The organism is Streptomyces showdoensis (assembly GCF_039535475.1).
In the GTDB taxonomy this organism is placed as follows: Bacteria; Actinomycetota; Actinomycetes; order Streptomycetales; family Streptomycetaceae; genus Streptomyces; species Streptomyces showdoensis.
Map to the genome: position 1 here is coordinate 1,017,957 of NZ_BAAAXG010000026.1, position 16,896 is coordinate 1,034,852.

Annotated in this window: 20 protein-coding genes and 2 pseudogenes; 12 read left to right on the forward strand and 10 right to left on the reverse strand. The window is 71.6% G+C overall.

Annotated elements, in window-relative coordinates; translation table 11 throughout:
* Nucleotides 1-30: 30 nt before the first annotated feature.
* From ABD981_RS17295 to mqnC, 3 genes are all read right to left on the reverse strand, one after another.
* Nucleotides 31-726, reverse strand: coding sequence for a demethylmenaquinone methyltransferase (locus ABD981_RS17295; protein WP_046908823.1), 696 nt, complete (start codon nucleotides 724-726; stop codon nucleotides 31-33).
* Nucleotides 727-815: 89 nt separating this feature from the next.
* Entirely contained in the window at nucleotides 816-1,415 is a 600-nt protein-coding gene (locus ABD981_RS17300; RefSeq protein WP_046908822.1) for a hypothetical protein, read from the reverse strand.
* 11 nt (nucleotides 1,416-1,426) lie between these two features.
* Nucleotides 1,427-2,626: a cyclic dehypoxanthinyl futalosine synthase gene (gene mqnC, locus ABD981_RS17305; RefSeq protein WP_046908821.1), complete on the reverse strand. Its 1,200-nt coding sequence runs from the start codon at nucleotides 2,624-2,626 to the stop codon at nucleotides 1,427-1,429.
* A gap of 180 nt (nucleotides 2,627-2,806) precedes the next feature.
* Here mqnC and ABD981_RS17310 point away from each other — a divergent pair, with 180 nt between their 5' ends.
* Nucleotides 2,807-3,889 (forward strand): alpha/beta hydrolase, encoded by a 1,083-nt coding sequence (locus ABD981_RS17310; protein WP_046908820.1) that lies wholly within the window; start codon nucleotides 2,807-2,809, stop codon nucleotides 3,887-3,889.
* 28 nt (nucleotides 3,890-3,917) lie between these two features.
* Here the strand turns inward: ABD981_RS17310 and ABD981_RS17315 are convergent, their stop codons facing one another.
* Nucleotides 3,918-4,787 (reverse strand): menaquinone biosynthetic enzyme MqnA/MqnD family protein, encoded by an 870-nt coding sequence (locus ABD981_RS17315; RefSeq protein ID WP_046908819.1) that lies wholly within the window; start codon nucleotides 4,785-4,787, stop codon nucleotides 3,918-3,920.
* A 316-nt stretch (nucleotides 4,788-5,103) separates the two neighbouring features.
* On the opposite strand from ABD981_RS17315, the gene ABD981_RS17320 reads away from it, so the two are divergent.
* On the forward strand, nucleotides 5,104-5,307 hold the full coding sequence (locus tag ABD981_RS17320) for a cold-shock protein (protein ID WP_046908818.1): 204 nt from the start codon (nucleotides 5,104-5,106) through the stop codon (nucleotides 5,305-5,307).
* A 93-nt stretch (nucleotides 5,308-5,400) separates the two neighbouring features.
* Here the strand turns inward: ABD981_RS17320 and ABD981_RS17325 are convergent.
* A pseudogene (locus ABD981_RS17325) lies at nucleotides 5,401-5,517 on the reverse strand (M23 family peptidase); the annotation flags it as partial.
* A 129-nt stretch (nucleotides 5,518-5,646) separates the two neighbouring features.
* Between ABD981_RS17325 and ABD981_RS17330 the strand changes: the two are divergent.
* From ABD981_RS17330 to ABD981_RS17360, 7 genes and pseudogenes are all read left to right on the forward strand, one after another.
* Nucleotides 5,647-6,056 (forward strand): annotated as a pseudogene (locus tag ABD981_RS17330) (DnaJ family domain-containing protein).
* Nucleotides 6,057-6,238: 182 nt separating this feature from the next.
* A complete protein-coding gene (locus ABD981_RS17335) occupies nucleotides 6,239-8,254 on the forward strand; it encodes a serine/threonine-protein kinase (RefSeq protein WP_345529761.1) in 2,016 nt (671 codons plus the stop codon).
* 97 nt (nucleotides 8,255-8,351) lie between these two features.
* Nucleotides 8,352-8,795, forward strand: a complete 444-nt coding sequence (locus ABD981_RS17340; protein WP_123954306.1) for a hypothetical protein — start codon at nucleotides 8,352-8,354, stop codon at nucleotides 8,793-8,795.
* Nucleotides 8,795-10,858 carry a hypothetical protein gene (locus ABD981_RS17345; RefSeq protein WP_046906635.1) on the forward strand — a complete coding sequence of 688 codons (2,064 nt, stop codon included), beginning with the start codon at nucleotides 8,795-8,797 and terminating at the stop codon, nucleotides 10,856-10,858. The genes ABD981_RS17340 and ABD981_RS17345 overlap by 1 nt, the downstream gene beginning before the upstream one ends.
* A complete protein-coding gene (locus ABD981_RS17350; RefSeq protein WP_131723842.1) occupies nucleotides 10,855-11,379 on the forward strand; it encodes a hypothetical protein in 525 nt (174 codons plus the stop codon). The genes ABD981_RS17345 and ABD981_RS17350 overlap by 4 nt, the downstream gene beginning before the upstream one ends.
* Before the next feature lie 91 nt (nucleotides 11,380-11,470).
* Nucleotides 11,471-11,977, forward strand: a complete 507-nt coding sequence (locus tag ABD981_RS17355; protein WP_046906634.1) for a mycothiol transferase — start codon at nucleotides 11,471-11,473, stop codon at nucleotides 11,975-11,977.
* Nucleotides 11,978-12,061: 84 nt separating this feature from the next.
* Complete coding sequence (locus tag ABD981_RS17360; RefSeq protein ID WP_046906633.1) at nucleotides 12,062-12,256, forward strand: hypothetical protein; 195 nt, start codon at nucleotides 12,062-12,064, stop codon at nucleotides 12,254-12,256.
* Between the two features lie 71 nt (nucleotides 12,257-12,327).
* Here ABD981_RS17360 and ABD981_RS17365 read toward each other — a convergent pair whose 3' ends face one another.
* From ABD981_RS17365 to ABD981_RS17380, 4 genes are all read right to left on the reverse strand, one after another.
* Complete coding sequence (locus tag ABD981_RS17365; RefSeq protein WP_240495141.1) at nucleotides 12,328-12,591, reverse strand: hypothetical protein; 264 nt, start codon at nucleotides 12,589-12,591, stop codon at nucleotides 12,328-12,330.
* Nucleotides 12,588-13,454, reverse strand: a complete 867-nt coding sequence (locus ABD981_RS17370; RefSeq protein WP_240495140.1) for an isocitrate lyase/PEP mutase family protein — start codon at nucleotides 13,452-13,454, stop codon at nucleotides 12,588-12,590. The genes ABD981_RS17365 and ABD981_RS17370 overlap by 4 nt, the downstream gene beginning before the upstream one ends.
* A gap of 158 nt (nucleotides 13,455-13,612) precedes the next feature.
* Nucleotides 13,613-14,155, reverse strand: coding sequence for a hypothetical protein (locus tag ABD981_RS17375; RefSeq protein ID WP_240495139.1), 543 nt, complete (start codon nucleotides 14,153-14,155; stop codon nucleotides 13,613-13,615).
* Between the two features lie 107 nt (nucleotides 14,156-14,262).
* Complete coding sequence (locus ABD981_RS17380; protein WP_046906631.1) at nucleotides 14,263-14,679, reverse strand: ATP-binding protein; 417 nt, start codon at nucleotides 14,677-14,679, stop codon at nucleotides 14,263-14,265.
* 91 nt (nucleotides 14,680-14,770) lie between these two features.
* Between ABD981_RS17380 and ABD981_RS17385 the strand changes: the two genes are divergently transcribed.
* From ABD981_RS17385 to ABD981_RS17395, 3 genes are read left to right on the forward strand one after another with little or no spacing between them, the layout of a single operon-like run.
* Nucleotides 14,771-15,634, forward strand: coding sequence for a helix-turn-helix domain-containing protein (locus ABD981_RS17385; RefSeq protein ID WP_046906630.1), 864 nt, complete (start codon nucleotides 14,771-14,773; stop codon nucleotides 15,632-15,634).
* Complete coding sequence (locus ABD981_RS17390; RefSeq protein WP_046906629.1) at nucleotides 15,631-15,876, forward strand: DUF397 domain-containing protein; 246 nt, start codon at nucleotides 15,631-15,633, stop codon at nucleotides 15,874-15,876. Before ABD981_RS17385 ends, ABD981_RS17390 begins: the two co-directional genes overlap by 4 nt.
* Nucleotides 15,873-16,505 (forward strand): HAD-IA family hydrolase, encoded by a 633-nt coding sequence (locus tag ABD981_RS17395; protein ID WP_046906628.1) that lies wholly within the window; start codon nucleotides 15,873-15,875, stop codon nucleotides 16,503-16,505. Before ABD981_RS17390 ends, ABD981_RS17395 begins: the two co-directional genes overlap by 4 nt.
* Here ABD981_RS17395 and ABD981_RS17400 read toward each other — a convergent pair.
* A complete protein-coding gene (locus tag ABD981_RS17400) occupies nucleotides 16,495-16,857 on the reverse strand; it encodes a MerR family transcriptional regulator (protein WP_046906627.1) in 363 nt (120 codons plus the stop codon). The genes ABD981_RS17395 and ABD981_RS17400 overlap by 11 nt on opposite strands.
* Between the last annotated feature and the right edge of the window lie 39 nt (nucleotides 16,858-16,896).

Consider the following 16,896-nt stretch of genomic DNA (forward strand, 5'->3'; position numbering starts at 1 on the left):
CCGGGCGGCCCCGCTCCGCCCCGCGCGGCCCTACTCGGCCTTGAAGCCGCGGTGCAGGGCCACGATCCCGCCGGTCAGGTTCCGCCAGGCCACCTTCGACCAGCCGGCCTTCTGCATCATCTGCGCGAGGGTCGGCTGGTCCGGCCAGGACTGGATGGACTCGGCGAGGTACACGTACGCGTCGGGGTTGGAGGAGACGGCCCGCGCCACCGGCGGCAGCGCGCGCATCAGGTACTCCTCGTACACCGTGCGGAACGGCGCCCAGGTGGCGTGCGAGAACTCGCAGATGACGACCCGGCCGCCGGGCTTCGTCACCCGGTACAGCTCGCGCAGCGCCTGGTCGGTGTCCTGGATGTTGCGCAGCCCGAAGGAGATGGTGACGGCGTCGAAGACGTCGTCACGGAAGGGCAGCCGGGTGCCGTCGCCCGCGGTGAACGGCATCCACGGGTGGTTCCTCTTGCCGACCCGCAGCATCCCCAGCGAGAAGTCGCAGGGCACGACGTACGCCCCGGCGCGCACGAAGGGCTGCGAGGAGGTCGCGGTGCCGGCGGCCAGGTCCAGGACCTTCTGGGCCGGGCGCGCGTCGACCGCCTTGGCGACCTCCTTGCGCCAGCGCCGGTCCTGGCCCAGCGACAGGACGTCGTTGGTGAGGTCGTAGTTCTCCGCCACGTCGTCGAACATCGAGGCGACTTCGTGCGGCTGCTTGTCCAGGGTGGCGCGGGTCACCGGCGTTCGCCTCACTTGGTTCGGTGCGGGTCTGGGGCTACGGGCTGACGTTACGCCCGCATTGTCGCAGGGCCGCCCGGCCCCCGCCGTCAGCGGGCCCGGTAGACCAGCCGGCCGCCGATGACCGTGGCCACGCAGGTGGCGGGCCCCCGGCGCACCAGCTCCGCCCGGTCGGACACGTCGAAGACGGCGAACCGGGCCGGCGCGCCCGCAGCCAGGGGGGGCAGCAGCACGAGCGGCGCCGGCGTCAGGGACGGCGGCCCCGGCAGGTTCGGCGGGCGCCGGCCCACGGCGAGTCCGGCCCGGCGCACCGCGTCCGCGGCGGCCCGGCCCCGCAGCTCCCCGCCGACGGCGACCGTGCCGTGCGCGAGCAGCCGCTGCACACCGCGGCGCGCGGAGGCGCCCCGGCGGGCGGGGTCGGCCTCGAAGATGTCCTGCGCCCGCTCCCCCGTGACCGGCTCGGTACCGAACTCGGCGGCCTCCCGGGGGTCCGGGTGGTAGGTCGCCTCCAGCAGCTCGGGGCCGTACGGGTTGATCAGCCCGGGGGTGAGGATGCCGGGCCAGCGGCGCAGCCGCGCGTCCTGGTGGGCGTCGGCCAGCTCCTCGTACGGGCCGACGGCCGCGACGAGCGGGCCGTCGACCAGGACCGCGAGCTCGGGCGAGGCCTCGGCGGCGTGCAGGGTCAGCATCGGAGCCGTTCTCAGTTGGCGTCGAGGAGCTTCAGCTCGGGGTGGGCCGTGCCGCCCTCGATCGCGATGGACGAGATGTGGGAGGCCACGCGCTCGTCGACCGGGTCGTTCGCCGGGTCGTCGTGGACGACCAGGTGCTCGTAGGTGGTCGAGCGCTGCGCGGGGACGCGGTCCGCGGTGCGGATCATGTCGATCATCTCGCGCAGGTTGGAGCGGTGCTTGGCGCCGGCCGAGGAGACCACGTTCTCCTCCAGCATGATCGAGCCGAGGTCGTCGGCGCCGTAGTGCAGGGTGAGCTGGCCGATCTCCTTGCCCGTGGTGAGCCACGAGCCCTGGATGTGCGCCACGTTGTCGAGGAAGAGCCGCGCGATGGAGATCATCCGCAGGTACTCGAAGAGGGTCGCCTGGGTACGGCCCTTCAGGTGGTTGTTCTCGGGCTGGTAGGTGTACGGGATGAAGGCCCGGAAGCCACCCGTCCGGTCCTGCACGTCACGGATCATCCGCAGGTGCTCGATCCGCTCGGCGTTGGTCTCGCCGGTGCCCATGAGCATGGTGGAGGTGGACTCGACGCCCAGCTTGTGGGCGATCTCCATGATCTCCAGCCAGCGCTCGCCGCTCTCCTTCAGCGGGGCGATCGCCTTGCGCGGCCGCTCCGGGAGGAGCTCGGCGCCGGCGCCCGCGAAGGAGTCCAGGCCGGCCGCGTGGATGCGGGTGATGGCCTCCTCGACGGAGACCTTGGAGATCCGGGCCATGTGCTCGACCTCGGAGGCGCCGAGGGAGTGGATGACCAGCTGCGGGAAGTCCTTCTTGATGGCGGAGAAGTGCTGCTCGTAGTACTCGACGCCGAAGTCGGGGTGGTGGCCGCCCTGGAACATGATCTGGGTGCCGCCGAGCTCCACGGTCTCCGCGCAGCGGCGCAGGATGTCGTCGAGGTCGCGGGTCCAGCCCTTCTTGGTGTCCTTCGGGGCCGCGTAGAACGCGCAGAACTTGCACGCCGTCACACAGACGTTCGTGTAGTTGATGTTGCGCTCGATGATGTACGTCGCGATGTGCTCGGTCCCCGCGTAGCGGCGGCGGCGCACGGCGTCGGCGGCGGCGCCGAGGGCGTGCAGCGGCGCCGAGCGGTACAGGTCGAGCGCCTCCTCGGGGGTGATCCGGCCACCGGCGGCGGCGCGGTCGAGAACGGACTGGAGTGCGGCCTTCTCGGTCACCGGGTGTCCCTTTCGGAGGCTGCGTACGCACGGGCGGGCGCGTACTGGACGGACCGCGCCAGCCTACGCCAGCGCCCCCGGACGGATTCGTGCCGGTCCCGAGCCAACCGAACGGTCACCGGATCCCTCTCCCTATCCGGAATCCGCCGTATGACCCGAAACGCACTCGGAGACCCCGCCATGACACGTCGCCGCCGCCTCCACCGCACCCTCGCGGCCACCCTCGCCCTCGGGACCACGCTGGCCGTGGTCGCCGGCTGCTCGTCGGACGGCAAGGGCGACCCGGTCTCCTTCGACACGCCGCGGAGCGACAAGCCCCAGCAGACCGTCGTGCACAAGCCGGGCGGGAAGGGCACCGGGACCAAGGGGGGCCACGTCCCCGAGACCGTCTTCCCCACCGGGCCCAGGGCCGAGTTCACCGACGCCAACACCGTCGAGGACGGCACGAAGATCGGCGTCACCGAACTCCACGGGGCGAAGTCGGGCTTCACCGGCAAGGTGTGGGTGTGGGCCCCGAAGCAGTATTTCGACCCGAAGTACGCGAACAGCGGCTTCCCGGTCCTGATCTCCCTGCCGGGCGGCGTCGGCTATCCGACGAATTACTGGATGGGCGTCGACCTCAAACTCCAGTCGAGCATCGCCCGGTGGTCCGAGGAGGGAAAGAGCCTCCCGTTCATCGTCGTGATGCCCGTCCTCAACCCGGACGACAAGCACTATTACGACGGCAGCGATATCCCGGGCCAGCCGCGAATGGGCACCTGGCTGACCGAGGACGTCCCGGATTTCGTCCGGGCGAATTTCCGCACGTTCAAGTCGCGGGACGGCTGGGCGTTCATGGGCTCGTCCTCGGGCGGCTTCGTGGGCCTCAAGTCCGTGCTCCAGAAGCCGGACAGGTTCAAGGGCGTCATCGCCTCCGGGCCGGACCTCGTCCCGGACTCGCCGCTGTGGAAGGGGCACGCCCGGGAGCAGCGGGCGAACGACCCGCGCCTCCTGGCCCGGGCGCTCGGCGCGAAGCCGGACAGGAAGGGCGACGAGCTCTTCCTGGCGTTCCAGCTGGGCACCAAGGAGACCCGGCTGGCCCCGCAGCTGAAGGCCTTCATCAAGACCTACACCAAGGGCCCGATCAAGTCCCACCTGCAGATCATCCAGAACGGCGGGCACAACGCGCTGAGCTACATCAAGGGCATGGACGAGGGATCGATCGCCTGGCTGAGCCGCCAGATGCAGGGACCGGTCCCCTCCTCCTCGGAGTCCTCCTCCTAGGCCGGCACGGCCCGGCCCCCGGCGGGCGCTAGCGCCGGGGCGCGAGCAGCTCCACCCGTACGTCCGCGGGGAAACCGGTCGTCGGACCGGTCCTGCGGGCGAACTCGCGCACCCCGGCGAGCTGCTCCGGGCCGAAGCGGAAGTCGAGCGTCCGGAAGTACCGCTCCAGGAGCTCCGCGTCGAAGGCCTCCCAGCGGGCCGCCTGCTCGGCCACCTTCGCGACCTCCTCCAGGGAGAGGTCGCGCGAGGCCAGGAAGGCCTGGTGCACCTCGTGGACGGTCTCCGGCTCACGGGCCAGGAAGTCCTTGCGGGCCGCCCACACGGCGAAGACGAACGGCAGCCCCGTCCAGTCCTTCCACATCTGCCCCAGGTCGTGGACCTGGAGCCCGAGCCGGGGCGCCTCGTGCAGCGAGGCCCGCAGCGCCGCGTCGCCGATCAGCACCGCCGCGTCCGCCTCCTGCATCATCAGGCCGAGGTCGGGCGGGCACGTGTAGTAGTCGGGGCGCACCCCGTACCGCTCGGCGAGCAGCAGCTGCGCCAGGCGCACGGAGGTGCGCGAGGTCGAGCCGAGCGCCACCCGGGCCCCGTCCAGCCGGTCCAGCGGCCGCTGCGAGACGATCACGCAGGACATGACGGGTCCGTCGCAGCCGACGGCGATGTCCGGCAGGGCGACCAGGTCGTCCGCGTGGCGGAGGTATTCGACGAGGGTGATCGGGCCGACGTCGAGGTCGCCCCGCACCAGCTGCTCACTGAGCTTCTCCGGGGAGTCCTTCGTCAGCTCCAGATCGAGGAGCGTTCCGGTACGCGCCAGGCCCCAGTAGAGGGGCAGGCAGTTCAGGAACTGGATGTGCCCGACCCGGGGCCGGCGGCGCTGGTGGTCATCGGTTGCATTGTCCACATCGCGAGGCTAGACCCGTCTCGCACGGTGGACCTCGCCGGGGCACGCATGGGGCGTACGTCGGGCCGTATCGGACATCCGTCCGAACTCGGCAGGACCCTCGCGTCAGCACATCGGAAGCGCGTCAAACATGCGGGTGACGTGATCTTTCCCTCTACCGCTTCGACCACGCTGCGTGCTACGCTCAACGCAAGTTGCAGTTTGGTTTCCCTTGCAGTACAGAGCCTGCGGAGCATGTAACCCGCAGGCTTTTGTAGTTTTCAGACTTGGTTGCAGGTTCTGGAGCAGGGCGACCCTTTGGCCCATAGGAGGGCTCATGGCTACCGGAACCGTGAAGTGGTTCAACGCTGAAAAGGGCTTTGGCTTCATTGCCCAGGAAGGCGGCGGCCCGGATGTCTTCGTCCACTACTCCGCGATCAACGCCTCTGGCTTCCGCTCCCTCGAGGAGAACCAGCAGGTGAACTTCGACGTCACGCAGGGCCCGAAGGGTCCGCAGGCGGAGAACGTCACCCCGGTCTAAGTGACCCGGGTCGACGATCGCGATCTCTAGAGCTGTACCCAAGGAGCCCCGCTCCGTACGTGACGAGCGTACGAGCGGGGCTCCTGCCGTTCCTCAGCGGTCCCGGATCACGTCCCCGCCGTTGTCCCGGGCCTCGCCGTCGCCCCACCGCGACAGGTGGTACGCGGACACGTACGCCCCGCGACCGTTCTTGCCGGAGTAGACGGTGTCGCTGGTCGGGCACGACGGCACCGACAGGGGTCGACGCGCGTTGAACGCGCACAGCGTGCCCGAATTCCGCCCTCCGCAGAAGCCCGCCGCACCCACATGTACGGCCCGGCGGGTACGTACGCTGGACACATGACCGAACGCAAACCGCCCGGCGTCAGCTTCGAGTCGTTCGTGGACAAGCAGATCCGCGAGCCGCGGAGCGCGGGGAGTTCAGCCGCCTGAAGGGCTTCGGCAGACCGCTGGAGAACGACACCGCGCCGTACGACGAGCTGTGGTGGATCAAGCAGAAGATGCACCGCGAGGGCGCCTCGGTGCTGCCCCCGTCGCTGACCCTGCGCAAGCAGGCCGAGGACGCGGCGGAGGCCGCCCGCGCGGCCGTCTCGGAGTCGCAGCTGCGCCGGATCCTGGGCGAGATCAACACGAAGATCGCCGCCGCCCTGGCCCGGCCGCCCGCGGGGCCGCCGCTGAACCTGAAGCCGTTCGACGTGGAGGCGATGGCGGCGGAGTGGCGGGCGGGACGCCCGCCGGCGGACTCCTGAACGCTTTCGATCATGATCACCCGACTGGGGGGTGACCGGGGGCTCGGGGCGACGCGGTCGCGGATCGGTGCCCCCGGAAACCAAGTGGGCGTCCGAGGCGTCCACTTGACGCGTACTCATCTAATCTGAGCGCGTTCGGCCGACCGCGGGGCACCGTCACGACCAGGGGGAGTCAGACCGGCATGAGCGAGAACGGCAAGCGCGACAAGGGCGGCAGCGGCATGGAGCCGCTCGCCGCCGGCGATCCGCGGCTGATCGGGCCGTACCGGCTGCTCGGACGGCTCGGCTCCGGCGGCATGGGGCGGGTGTTCCTGGCCCGGTCCGAGGGCGGGCGGACCGTGGCCGTGAAGGTCGTGCACGAGGAGCACGCGCAGGACCCGCAGTTCCGGGCCCGCTTCCGGCGCGAGATCGAGGCGGTGCGGAAGGTCGGCGAGCACTACACCGCGCCGGTCCTCGACGCCGACCCCGAGGCCGAACGGCCCTGGGTGGCCACCGGGTTCGTCCCCGGCCCCTCCCTGGAGCAGGTCGTACGGGAGCACGGGCCGCTGCCCGCCGACTCGGTGCTGGCCCTCGCGCTCGGCCTGCTGCGGGCGCTCCAGGGCATCCACGGGGCCGGGATCCTGCACCGGGACCTCAAACCGTCCAACGTCATGCTCACCGTCGAGGGCCCCCGGGTCATCGACTTCGGCATCGCGCGCGCCCTGGAGCCCTCCGTCGAGTCGCTGCTCACCAGCACCGGCATGGTGGTGGGCTCCCCCGGCTTCATGGCCCCCGAGCAGGTCCGGGGCGAGTCCCTGGGGCCCGCGGCGGACGTCTTCGCGCTCGGCTGCGTCCTCATGTACGCGGCCACCGGGCGGCTGCCGTTCGGCCACGGGGCCAGCAACCAGCACGCGATCATGTTCCAGATCGTCGAGGCCGAGCCGGAGCTCGACCGGATCGAGTCCGAGCCGCTGCGCGCCCTCCTGGCCCGCTGCCTGACCAAGGACCCCGCCGAGCGGCCCGGCGTCGACCTGCTGCTCGCCGATCCCGCCCTGCCGGGCGAGGAGGCGGGCCGCGGGGCGGCCGCCTCCGGTGCCTGGCTGCCGCCCGCGCTCGTCGCCCGGCTCGCCCGCCAGGCCGCCCGGCTGCTCGACGTGGAGGCCCTGTCGGTGGAGCTGGCCGAGGAGGCCCGCCAGGCCCGGGACGCCGAGGCCGCCGCCGGGGCCTCCGGGACCACGGGGGCCTCCGGCACCGGCACCCTGGGCCTGCGCCCGCAGGCCGACGGCGCCGCGACCACCGGAGGCGCGGCGGGCGGCGGGACCGCAGGCGCCGCCGGTAGCACCGGCACCGCCGCCAGGGAGCCGCGCCGGGCCTCACGGGTCTGGGCCGTCGTGGCCGCCGTCTTCGTCGTCCTCGGCATCAGCGGCACCGTGGTCCGCCTCATCGACGACAGCGCACGGCAGCGCGACCTCCAGGGCGCACCCGGTACGAACAGCAGCGCGCCCCCGGCGACGGCGGGCGGCCCGTCGACCGGGACCCCGTCGGCCGGCACCACGTCGGCCGGTCCGAGCACGGGCCCGGCCCCGACGAAGGCCGTACCGCCACCGGGCGTTCCCACCACGGCGGGCGGCGCGGGAGCGGCGGGCGGGGCGGGCGGCGGCGGGGCCGGGGGCGCCTCGGTCTCGGGCGGGGCCTCGGGCGGCGCCGTCGGCGGCGCCTCGGGCGGCGGGTCCTCGACCAGCGCGTCCGGCGGATCCTCGGCCGGCACCTCCGGCGGCTCGACCGGGGGCTCCGCCACGAGCGGCTCCGGCGGTACGACGACCCGGCCGCCCGCCACCACCGCCCCCAAGCCCAAGCCCCCGGCCACCACGGACAACCGCGTCCCGTCGGCCTTCGTCGGCACCTGGAAGTACACGGCGCAGTTCAACATCAACCAGCCGGGCACCGTGTACATCTACCGGGTCGCCCCGGGCCAGATCGCGGCCAAGCTGGTCACCGACATGCAGAGCGGACTGCACTGCGAGCAGGTGGCCAGGCTGGTCTCCGTCAGCGACGGCGGCCGCCGGATCAACCTCGGGACCGCCGTCACGGACCGGGCCCGCTCCGACAGCCTCTGCCAGGACGGCGATCCCACCTACTTCGCACTCGCCACGCCGACCGGACTGCGCCATGACGTGGGGCCCTCCCACGGAGAGGGCTATCACTACGAGAGGGCCTGATACGGCGTTCCCGATAGCAATATGCTGATTGCGCTCACGTCGGTGCGCCGTACATCTGTCCGGCGCACGAAGGTACTTGGAACCACACGGGGGTCTCGTGTCATTCGACGACGAATGGGCCGGCATCAGGTCGGCCACGCAGGACGACCGGGCGGCGATGCAGCTCGCCCACGTCGACATCGACGGCGACGGCGGTTCCGCCCAGGGCGGCGATCTGCGGGTCGGGCAGACGGACCTGGCGGCCGTCGGCGACGCCGCCTTCAAGCTCCACACCCGGCTCGGCACCGAGGGCGACCACGCGAAGGCCAGCACGCAGGAGGCCGGCACCGCGATGAAGCAGGACTTCGCGCTCGGGCCGGCCCTCACCACCGTGGCCGAGAAGTGGAACGAGCAGGTCAACACGCTGCTCGACGCCTGTGCCCACATCTCCAACCACCTCGAGTACACGCAGCGGACGCACGCGGAGGACGAGCACTGGATCGCCACCCGCTTCAAGTACGAGCAGCTCGACAAGGGCTTCGAGGAGAGGGCGGGCCACTGATGGACCTCGACGCACTCAGGTTCGCCGACTTCTCGAAGCTGGGCACGGCCGCCGGCGACTGGGACGCCATGGCGAAGAAGCTGTGGGAGCTGGAGTCGGACGCCCGCGACAACCTCGGCGGCACGGCGCGGAAGGCCGACTGGAAGGGCGTGAACGCCACCGTCACGCGGGAGTTCATAGGCAAGACGGCCAAGGAGTTCGCCGACGCCGCCACCCAGGCGACCAGCATCGCGAACATCCTCCGCGACACCCACGGCGAACTCGACGGCTACAAGAAGCAGCTCAACGAGACGATCACGCAGGCCCTCACCCGCAACCTGACGGTGGTGGGGACGAGCGGCGGCGGCTTCACCGTCACCATGAACATCCACCCCGACCGGGCCGCCAAGGGCACCACCGTCCCGGAGCACACCGAGGCCGACGCGATCAGCCTGCGCAACGAGGTCCAGAAGATCCTCCAGCAGGCCACCGAGAGCGACGGCACCGCCGCCCAGGCGCTGACCATGCTGGTCTCCCGGACCCCGTACGGCTTCTCGGACGCCGCCTACTACGACCGGGACCGCGCGGCGCAGGCCATGCAGGACGCGGAGCGGATCGCGAACCTGCTCAAGACCAAGGGCGACGACCTCTCCCCCGAGGAGTTCGACCGGCTCAACAAGGACCTGGCCGCCTACAAGGACGACCGGCTCTTCCAGGAGAAGCTGGCCACCACCCTCGGCCCGCGCGGGGTCCTCGACTTCTGGGCGGACCTCTCCGACCCGTCCGACGGCGGCACCCTCCAGCGCGCCCGCCTCAAGGAGCTCGGCGACTTCCAGCAGAACCTCTCCCTGGTCCTGGCCGGCGCGACCCAGTCGGACAGCCCCGCCATGCGCACCTGGGAGAACGACATGGTGAAGCTGGGCGAGGAGCGCATCCAGACCCGTGGCGCCCACGTCTACGGCTACCAGCTGATGAGCAACCTGATGCGCACCGGCGACTGGGACGACCGCTTCCTCAACGACTACGGCAACGCGCTCGTCGCGACCGAGAAGAAGATGAAGCTGCCCGACCACTACTGGAACGCGGGCGCCCCGCCGATGCCGAAGATGAACTTCATCGGCGAGGACTTCGGCCGCGACCCGATGACCGGCTTCATGAAGGGCCTGGCCGCCAGCCCGGACGCGGCCACCGAGTTCTTCAACGCCACCCGGCCCGACGACAACGCCCGGTACGTCCTCGGCGACCGGCACACCTTCGACGACACCCCGCTGAACCGCAAGGACGGCAACTCGGCCTTCGACGCCACCGGCCAGGCCCTGGCCGCCGCCGCCACCGGCATGAACCCGAACGACCCGAACGCCCCCCAGGTCGACCTCACCCCGGACCACCGCCGGGTCCTGGACCGCTCCCTGGAGTACCTGTCCGGGCGCGGCGACGACTTCCCGCCGGAGATGCGCGACGACATGGCGAAGGTCCTGTCCCGCCACAGCGACGTCGTCCACCACTCGGCGAGCTCGCTCTCGGACGACGCCCAGGACCCGCGCCAGCTGGACCGCAAGCAGCTCCTGGAGGTCACGAAGCAGATCTCCCGCGACCAGGACGCCTACGGCATGCTCAACGAGGCGATGAACCGGGAGATCCTCAACGACATCCACGGCGACCACCCGAGCGACCCGAAGGAGACCCTCCAGCGCGGCGGCGCCACCGTCGGCTTCCTCGAAGAGGCCCGTTACCAGGCGCTGAAGACGGACAAGGAGGACCCGTCCTGGAACGCCAAGTGGCTGTACCACGGCTTCGGCGGGGCGGTGAACTTCATCCCGGTGGTCGGTGACGCCGCCCAGCGCGGCGTGGACGCCCTCGCCTACCAGTGGCAGCTCGACGAGCAGGCCCGCATCGAGAAGGGGATCCAGGAGCAGAACGGCAAGACCTTCGACTTCCGGGAGAACCAGCTGCGGGCCCTGTCGCAGGAGTGGGCGAAGGCCAACCCGGGCGGCACCAACAACGCGTACACCCTGGAGAACGAGATCAACCTCGCCGCCCTGAACGGCAACAGCCGCGCCAAGGGCCTGGCGGGCGACCAGTGAGGCGCGGCGCGCCGGCGGTGCTGGCGGCGGTCGCGGTGCTCGCGGCGGCGGGCTGCTCCAAGGGGGCGGATCCGAAGCCACCGGAGCTTCCGACGGCGCTGTGCGGGGTCTCCGTGGACCCGGAGGTCCTCAAGCCCCTGCTCGTCCCGGGCGAGGAGGTCGCCGTCTCCCTCGCCGGCGCGGCCTCCGGCGGGGCCGGCTGCGCGGTGTCGGTGGACGGCAAGCGGATCCTGGCCCTGGAGAACACGACGGGCCCCGCGACCCTGGACTACCGGTCCACCTGGAAGTGGCAGATGGCGAACGGAACCGCGGTGGAGATCGGCGACGCGGGCCGTGCCACGGACACCCTCGTCAGCGCGGCGCGCGCGTGCGCGGTCGGCTCGCGGAAGGCCGTCTTCGTCTCCCGCGCCGAGCGCTTCAGCACCGCGGGCGGCGACGCCGCCGCCCGCAAGGAGGCCCTGACCCGCTTCATGGCCGCCTACTTCCCGGCGGCGCAGAAGGCCGCGGGCTGCACGGCCTGAGCCGCCCGGCCGGACGCCGTTCGGGTGAAATCCGCCCGTACGGCGCCGGTCGGGGCCGGGCCGTGCGCCGCCGGACCGGAAGGCTGGCCCCATGAAAAGCTCCGACCTGCTGCTCGACGCGTTCGCCCGGATCCAGGAGACCGTGCACGAGGCCGTCGAGGGCCTGTCGGAGGACGACCTGACGGTACGGGTCGACGCCGACGCCAACTCGATCGCGTGGCTCGTGTGGCACCTGACCCGCATCCAGGACGACCACATCGCCGACGCCTTCGGCACGGAACAGATCTGGCACACCGAGGGCTGGGCCGCCCGCTTCGGCCTGCCCTTCCCCGAGCCGGACACCGGCTACGGCCACTCCCGCGAGCAGGTCGCCGCCGTCCGCGCCCCCGCGCACCTGCTCCTCGCCTACTACGACGCGGTCCACACCCACACCCTCGCCCACGTCGGCTCCGTCACCGCCGCGGACCTCGACCGGATCGTCGACACCCGCTGGGACCCGCCGGTGACCCTGGGCGTCCGGCTGGTCAGCGTGCTCACCGACGACAACCAGCACGCGGGGCAGGCCTCGTACGTACGGGGCGTGGTCGAGCGGCGCTGAGGGCGCCCGCGCCCCCGCCGCGCGCCCCTCCCTCTCCCGGGTCACTGTCCGTGACCTGCGGGAACACCGGACCGTTGGCCGGGCATGAACCTCACCACCCTCCCCCGTGTGCTCGTCTCCGCCCTGGCCCTGACCGGCGCGGCGCTCGGCTTCGCCGCGCAGACGGCCCAGGCCACCGCCCCCGAGTCCGCCGACGCCTCCGTCACGCACCGCGTCGCGGAGGACCCGGAGCCGGTCGAGGTGGGCGAGGACGGCAGGGCCGACCTGTCGGAGGACTGATCCCCGGGCACCGCACGACGTGACGGAACGGCCGGACACCACGAGGGCGGTGTCCGGCCGCTCGTCGTTCCTCAGTCCTCGTGCCCGGCCCCGACGGACCCCATCAGCGCCTGGATCGCGTCGACCGCGCTGCCGTCCTGGTCGCTGCCGACGACGCCGCTGCCGCCGTGCTGGAGGTTGGCGGACCGGTCGACCTCCAGCACCGAGTCGGCGTGGGAGTTGTCGATGACGGTGACCAGGCTGCCGCCCGCGGCGGCGGGCGCGGCGCCCGCCGCGAGCAGGACGGCGGCCAGCCCGAGCGCCTTGGGGAGCGCCCTTCGCGGCCGGGGGATCACACCCCCACCCGCTCGGGGGCGTCGTGGTGGCGGGCGATGTTCCGCTCCAGGAGCCGGGTCGAGGCCGCGACGCCGACCCCGTCGGCCGGGTCGAAGGACGGCAGTCGCCCGTCGGCCCGCTTCAGCTCGGAGAGCGCCGAGTCCATGGCCTGGTGCGCGGCGAAGAGGCACGGGGTGCTGTAGATCGCCACGTCGACGCCGAGCTCGGAGAGCTCGCCGAGCGAGAGCCGCGGGGACTTTCCGCCGGCGATCTGGTTGAAGAGCAGCGGCTTGCCGTTCACGACCTCCCGGATGCGCCGGATCCACTCCACGCTCCGCACCCCGTCCACGAGCACGACGTCGGCGTCGGTCGCGGCGAGGGTCTCGGCCCGGTGCAGGATGTCCGCCTCGTCCGTGGCGTCCGTACGCGCCACGACGACCATGTCCCGCCGGGTCGCGAGCACCATCTCCAGCTTGGCCAGGTACTCGTCCAGCGGCAGCACCTGCTTGCCGTCCGCGTGCCCGCACCGGCGCGGCCGCTTCTGGTCCTCCAGGATGACCCCCGAGGCCCCGATCCGCTCCAGGCCCTGGACGACGTGGCAGGCCACCTCGGGGTCGACGTAGCCGTCGTCGATGTCCACGAGCAGGTGCTGCTTCGGGAACGCGCCGCGCAGCCGCTGCACGAACGCGACCATGTCGGGCCAGGCGATGAACCCGATGTCCGGCAGCCCGTAGTACGAGGCGGCGAAGCCGAACCCGGAGACGAACATGCCGTCGTAGTGGTCGGCCGCGACCGACGCCGAGTACATGTCGTACACGCCGATGAGGGGCGTGGTCCCGGGTGCGGCGATCTGTTCGCGCAGCAGGTTTCCGTAACTGGTCAACGCCTGACTCCTGGTCATCTCGGGGAAATCGGAAGAGGCAGGGGGCCGCAACACGACGGCCCTTTACCAAAACCTGATGATTTCCTGAGAGATCCGAGAAGTTTCCGATACGCCTGCTTTACTCACTCTCCAGGCGTAGCGCATTCACCAGAGAAACGTCACTGGACCCGCGTCCCGCCGTCCGGCGTGAGCGCGTGGAGCTGCCACGCGACCATGCCGGTCGCTCCGCCCACCGCGGTGATGTCGAGCCTCAGCTCCTCCGGCGCGTTCCGGACCGACTCACCCACGGGCCGCCCGTCGCAGGCCGCGGTCCTCGGCGCCTGGCCGGCCAGGACGATCTTGACGGTCCCCTTGCCCACGCAGGCCACGAAGACCTGGTAGTCCTTGCCCGCCTTGAGCCGGGAGAGGTGGTGCACGCCCTCCACGACCCGGTCCAGCCCGGACTCGACGAAGCGCGGCCCATTCGGTTCGAGCATCTCGTCCGGATCGAGCGGCTCCAGCGCGGCCTTGGCCCGCTGCCCCTGCTCCTGCTCGCTCTCGACCCCGGCCGCCTTCGCCGGAGCCGAGGCCTTCGCCGACGCCTTCCCCGACGGGGCGGCCCCCTTCGCCGCACCCTCCGTGCACCCGGTCGCAGAGAGCGCCAGGAGCGCCAGGGCCGCGGCCGCCACGAAGATCTTGGTACGCCGATCGGTCGTCTTCACAGTTCCCCCCGAAACAAGATCGATGAGCAGAAGGTAACCGCGCCCGTCGGACCGGTCGAGGAAACCCTCGATCCTCAGAGGAAGAATTGAGGTAGCCGCCGCGCACCTCAGATGCGGACCGTCGCCCACACCGTCTTGCCGACGCTCCGGCCCTTCACGCCCCACGCCGTGGCGAGCGCGCCGACCAGCAGCAGCCCGTAGCCGTGCTCGTCGGGGTACGGGTCGGGCGCCGGCTCGCGCTCGGCGCGGGCGTCCGAGACCTCGATCCGGACGTGGTCGCCCGCGAGCACCAGCCGTAACTCGAAGTCCCGCCCCCGCACCCGCCCGTGCGTCACCGCGTTGCTCGCCAGCTCGGCCACCACCAGCTCCGCCGCGTCCGTCGCCGTCACCCCCCAGTCGCGCAACTGCTGCACCGCGAGCAGCCGCGCCAGACGCGCGCCCCGGTGCGTGGCGGAGAAGCGTTGCGCGAACTCGCCACCCGACTCACCGGTTGGGGTGGCGGAGGAGGTCATTTCCGTCGTCATGACCCCGAGCCTGGACGCCCGCCCCTACCCTGACCAGGGGCGACACCACGACGCTGAGTAGCGGTACGAGCACGCCAAGAGGGCGGTACGGATGTCGGTGAACGAGGAGGAGCGGCCGGAAAGGCCCTCCGAAGTCGACGGTACGGCGCACCTGTTCAGGGCGCTGGGCAAAATCATCAAGGTGCTGCGCCGCAACGCGGGCCTGAGCCAGGCGGAGCTCGCGGAGGCGACGCACTGTAGCGAGGACCTGGTGTCGTCGGTGGAGCGGGGGGTGCGGACGCCGCAGCCGGACTTCCTGGTGCGGGCGGATCCGGTGCTGGGGGCGGACGGGGTGCTGATCGCGGCCGTGGACGACGTGCGGGAGGCGTTGGCGCGGGCGAGGGTGCGGCACCCGGACTGGTTCCAGGACTTCGCCAAGGCGGAGGCGGAGGCAGTGGCTCTGCACTACTACGAGGTGCAGGCAGTCCCGGGCGTCCTGCAGACACCGTCGTACTCGCGCTTCCTGTTCGAGAACCGGCGCCCCATGCTGGACGAGGAGACAATCGAGAAGCGCGTCGCCGACCGGATTTCCCGCCAAGCGATCCTGGACAAGTGGCCCACCCCGACGATCAGCTTCGTCCTGGAGGCCGCCGTCCTGCTTCGCCCGTTCGGCGGGCCGGACGTCCACCGCGAACAGCTCCGCCGCATCCTGGACGTGGCTCGACGACGGACCGTCGAGCTGCAGATCATGCCCTTAGATGGCCAGGAACACCCTTACCTGGACGGAGCGTTCACCCTTCTTACTCCCAGAGGTCGGCGAGAGGTCGCGTACACCGAGATCTACGGTCACGCCCGGCTGATCACCGACCCCGAACTCGTGCGCCAGTACGCGGAGCGCTATGGGATCATCCGGGCGCGGGCTCTCCCTCCTCGGGAGTCCATCGACTGGATCGAAAAACTGCTGGGAGAACTATGAACACCAAGGGTCTGGCCTGGTTCAAGAGCAGCTACAGCAGCTCCGAGGGCGGGAACTGCGTCGAGGTCGCCTACGACTGGCGCAAGTCCAGTTACAGCGGCGGCGAGGGCGGCAACTGCGTCGAGGTCGCCGCCCACCCCACCGCCGTCCACATCCGCGACTCCAAGGACCCCCACGGCCCTCAGCTCGCCGTGACCCCCGCGTCCTGGGCCGCGTTCGTGGTCGTAGCATCGGGCGCGTGACCAGCAAGGACTCCATCCTCTTCGACGTGGACGGCACCCTCATGGACGCCGTCGCCAACCAGCGGCGCGTCTGGCACGAGTGGGCCGGTCGGTATGGGCTCGACGGGGACGAGGTGTACGCGGTGGCGCTGCGGACGCGGCCCGTCGAGACCTTCGCCGCCGTCGTGCCCGGGGCGGATCCGGCCGAGTGCCTGGCGCTGCTGCACGCACTGGAGGACGAGGACGTGCGGACGGGCACGTACGCGGCCTTCGACGGCGCCGCCGAGCTCCTCGCCGCGCTGCCGACCGGGCGCTGGGCGCTCGTCACGTCGAACTACGAGCACCGGGTGCGGGGCCGGTTCGAGCGGACCGGGCTTCCGCTGCCGGAGCTGATCGTGGACGCGGCTTCGGTGAGCGAGGGGAAGCCGTCGCCCGTGCCGTACCTGCGGGCCGCCGAGATCCTGGGCGCGGACCCGGCCGAGTGCCTGGTGATCGAGGACGCGCCGTCGGGTGTGCGGTCGGGGCGGGCGGCCGGGATGACGGTCTGGACCGTCAACACCCCGACGCCCGCCGAGGGTTCGCAGCGCCACTTCGGGACGCTCGCGGAGGCCGCGCCGGAGATCCTGGCGCGGGCCGGCGTCAGACCCTGACGGTCGCCGCGTCGATGACCTCGTCCAGGACGTCACGGGACCGGACGAGGTCGAGGATCATGCGGTCGATGCGGTCGCGCTCGACGATGAGCTCGTCGACGAGTTCGCCGGTGGTGTGCTCGGTCGGGCCGCCGTCGGCGTCGCGCATGCAGGGGAGGAGGACGGCGATCTTCTTGCTGCTGAGGCCGGCCGCGTACAGGGCCTGGACGCGGATGACGCGGTCCACCGCCCACTCGCCGTAGGCGCGGTGGCCGCCGGGGGTGCGCTCGGAGCGGAGCAGGCCCTGCTGCTCGTAGTAGCGCAGGGAGCGCTCGCTCACGCCGGCCCGCCGTGCGAGTTCACCGATCCTCATGTGCCGCCCCCGTACGCCTCGTTCACGCTTGAATCTGAC

What these genes read in the sequence shown, in the direction of transcription:
- ABD981_RS17300 (WP_046908822.1), bottom strand. Translation starts at nt 1,415, where the DNA reads ATGCTGACCCTGCACGCCGCCGAGGCCTCGCCCGAGCTCGCGGTCCTG.
- ABD981_RS17310 (WP_046908820.1), top strand. Translation starts at nt 2,807, where the DNA reads ATGACACGTCGCCGCCGCCTCCACCGCACCCTCGCGGCCACCCTCGCC.
- ABD981_RS17320 (WP_046908818.1), top strand. Translation starts at nt 5,104, where the DNA reads ATGGCTACCGGAACCGTGAAGTGGTTCAACGCTGAAAAGGGCTTTGGC.
- ABD981_RS17335 (WP_345529761.1), top strand. Translation starts at nt 6,239, where the DNA reads ATGAGCGAGAACGGCAAGCGCGACAAGGGCGGCAGCGGCATGGAGCCG.
- ABD981_RS17345 (WP_046906635.1), top strand. Translation starts at nt 8,795, where the DNA reads ATGGACCTCGACGCACTCAGGTTCGCCGACTTCTCGAAGCTGGGCACG.
- ABD981_RS17355 (WP_046906634.1), top strand. Translation starts at nt 11,471, where the DNA reads ATGAAAAGCTCCGACCTGCTGCTCGACGCGTTCGCCCGGATCCAGGAG.
- ABD981_RS17360 (WP_046906633.1), top strand. Translation starts at nt 12,062, where the DNA reads ATGAACCTCACCACCCTCCCCCGTGTGCTCGTCTCCGCCCTGGCCCTG.
- ABD981_RS17380 (WP_046906631.1), bottom strand. Translation starts at nt 14,679, where the DNA reads ATGACGACGGAAATGACCTCCTCCGCCACCCCAACCGGTGAGTCGGGT.
- ABD981_RS17385 (WP_046906630.1), top strand. Translation starts at nt 14,771, where the DNA reads ATGTCGGTGAACGAGGAGGAGCGGCCGGAAAGGCCCTCCGAAGTCGAC.
- ABD981_RS17390 (WP_046906629.1), top strand. Translation starts at nt 15,631, where the DNA reads ATGAACACCAAGGGTCTGGCCTGGTTCAAGAGCAGCTACAGCAGCTCC.
- ABD981_RS17400 (WP_046906627.1), bottom strand. Translation starts at nt 16,857, where the DNA reads ATGAGGATCGGTGAACTCGCACGGCGGGCCGGCGTGAGCGAGCGCTCC.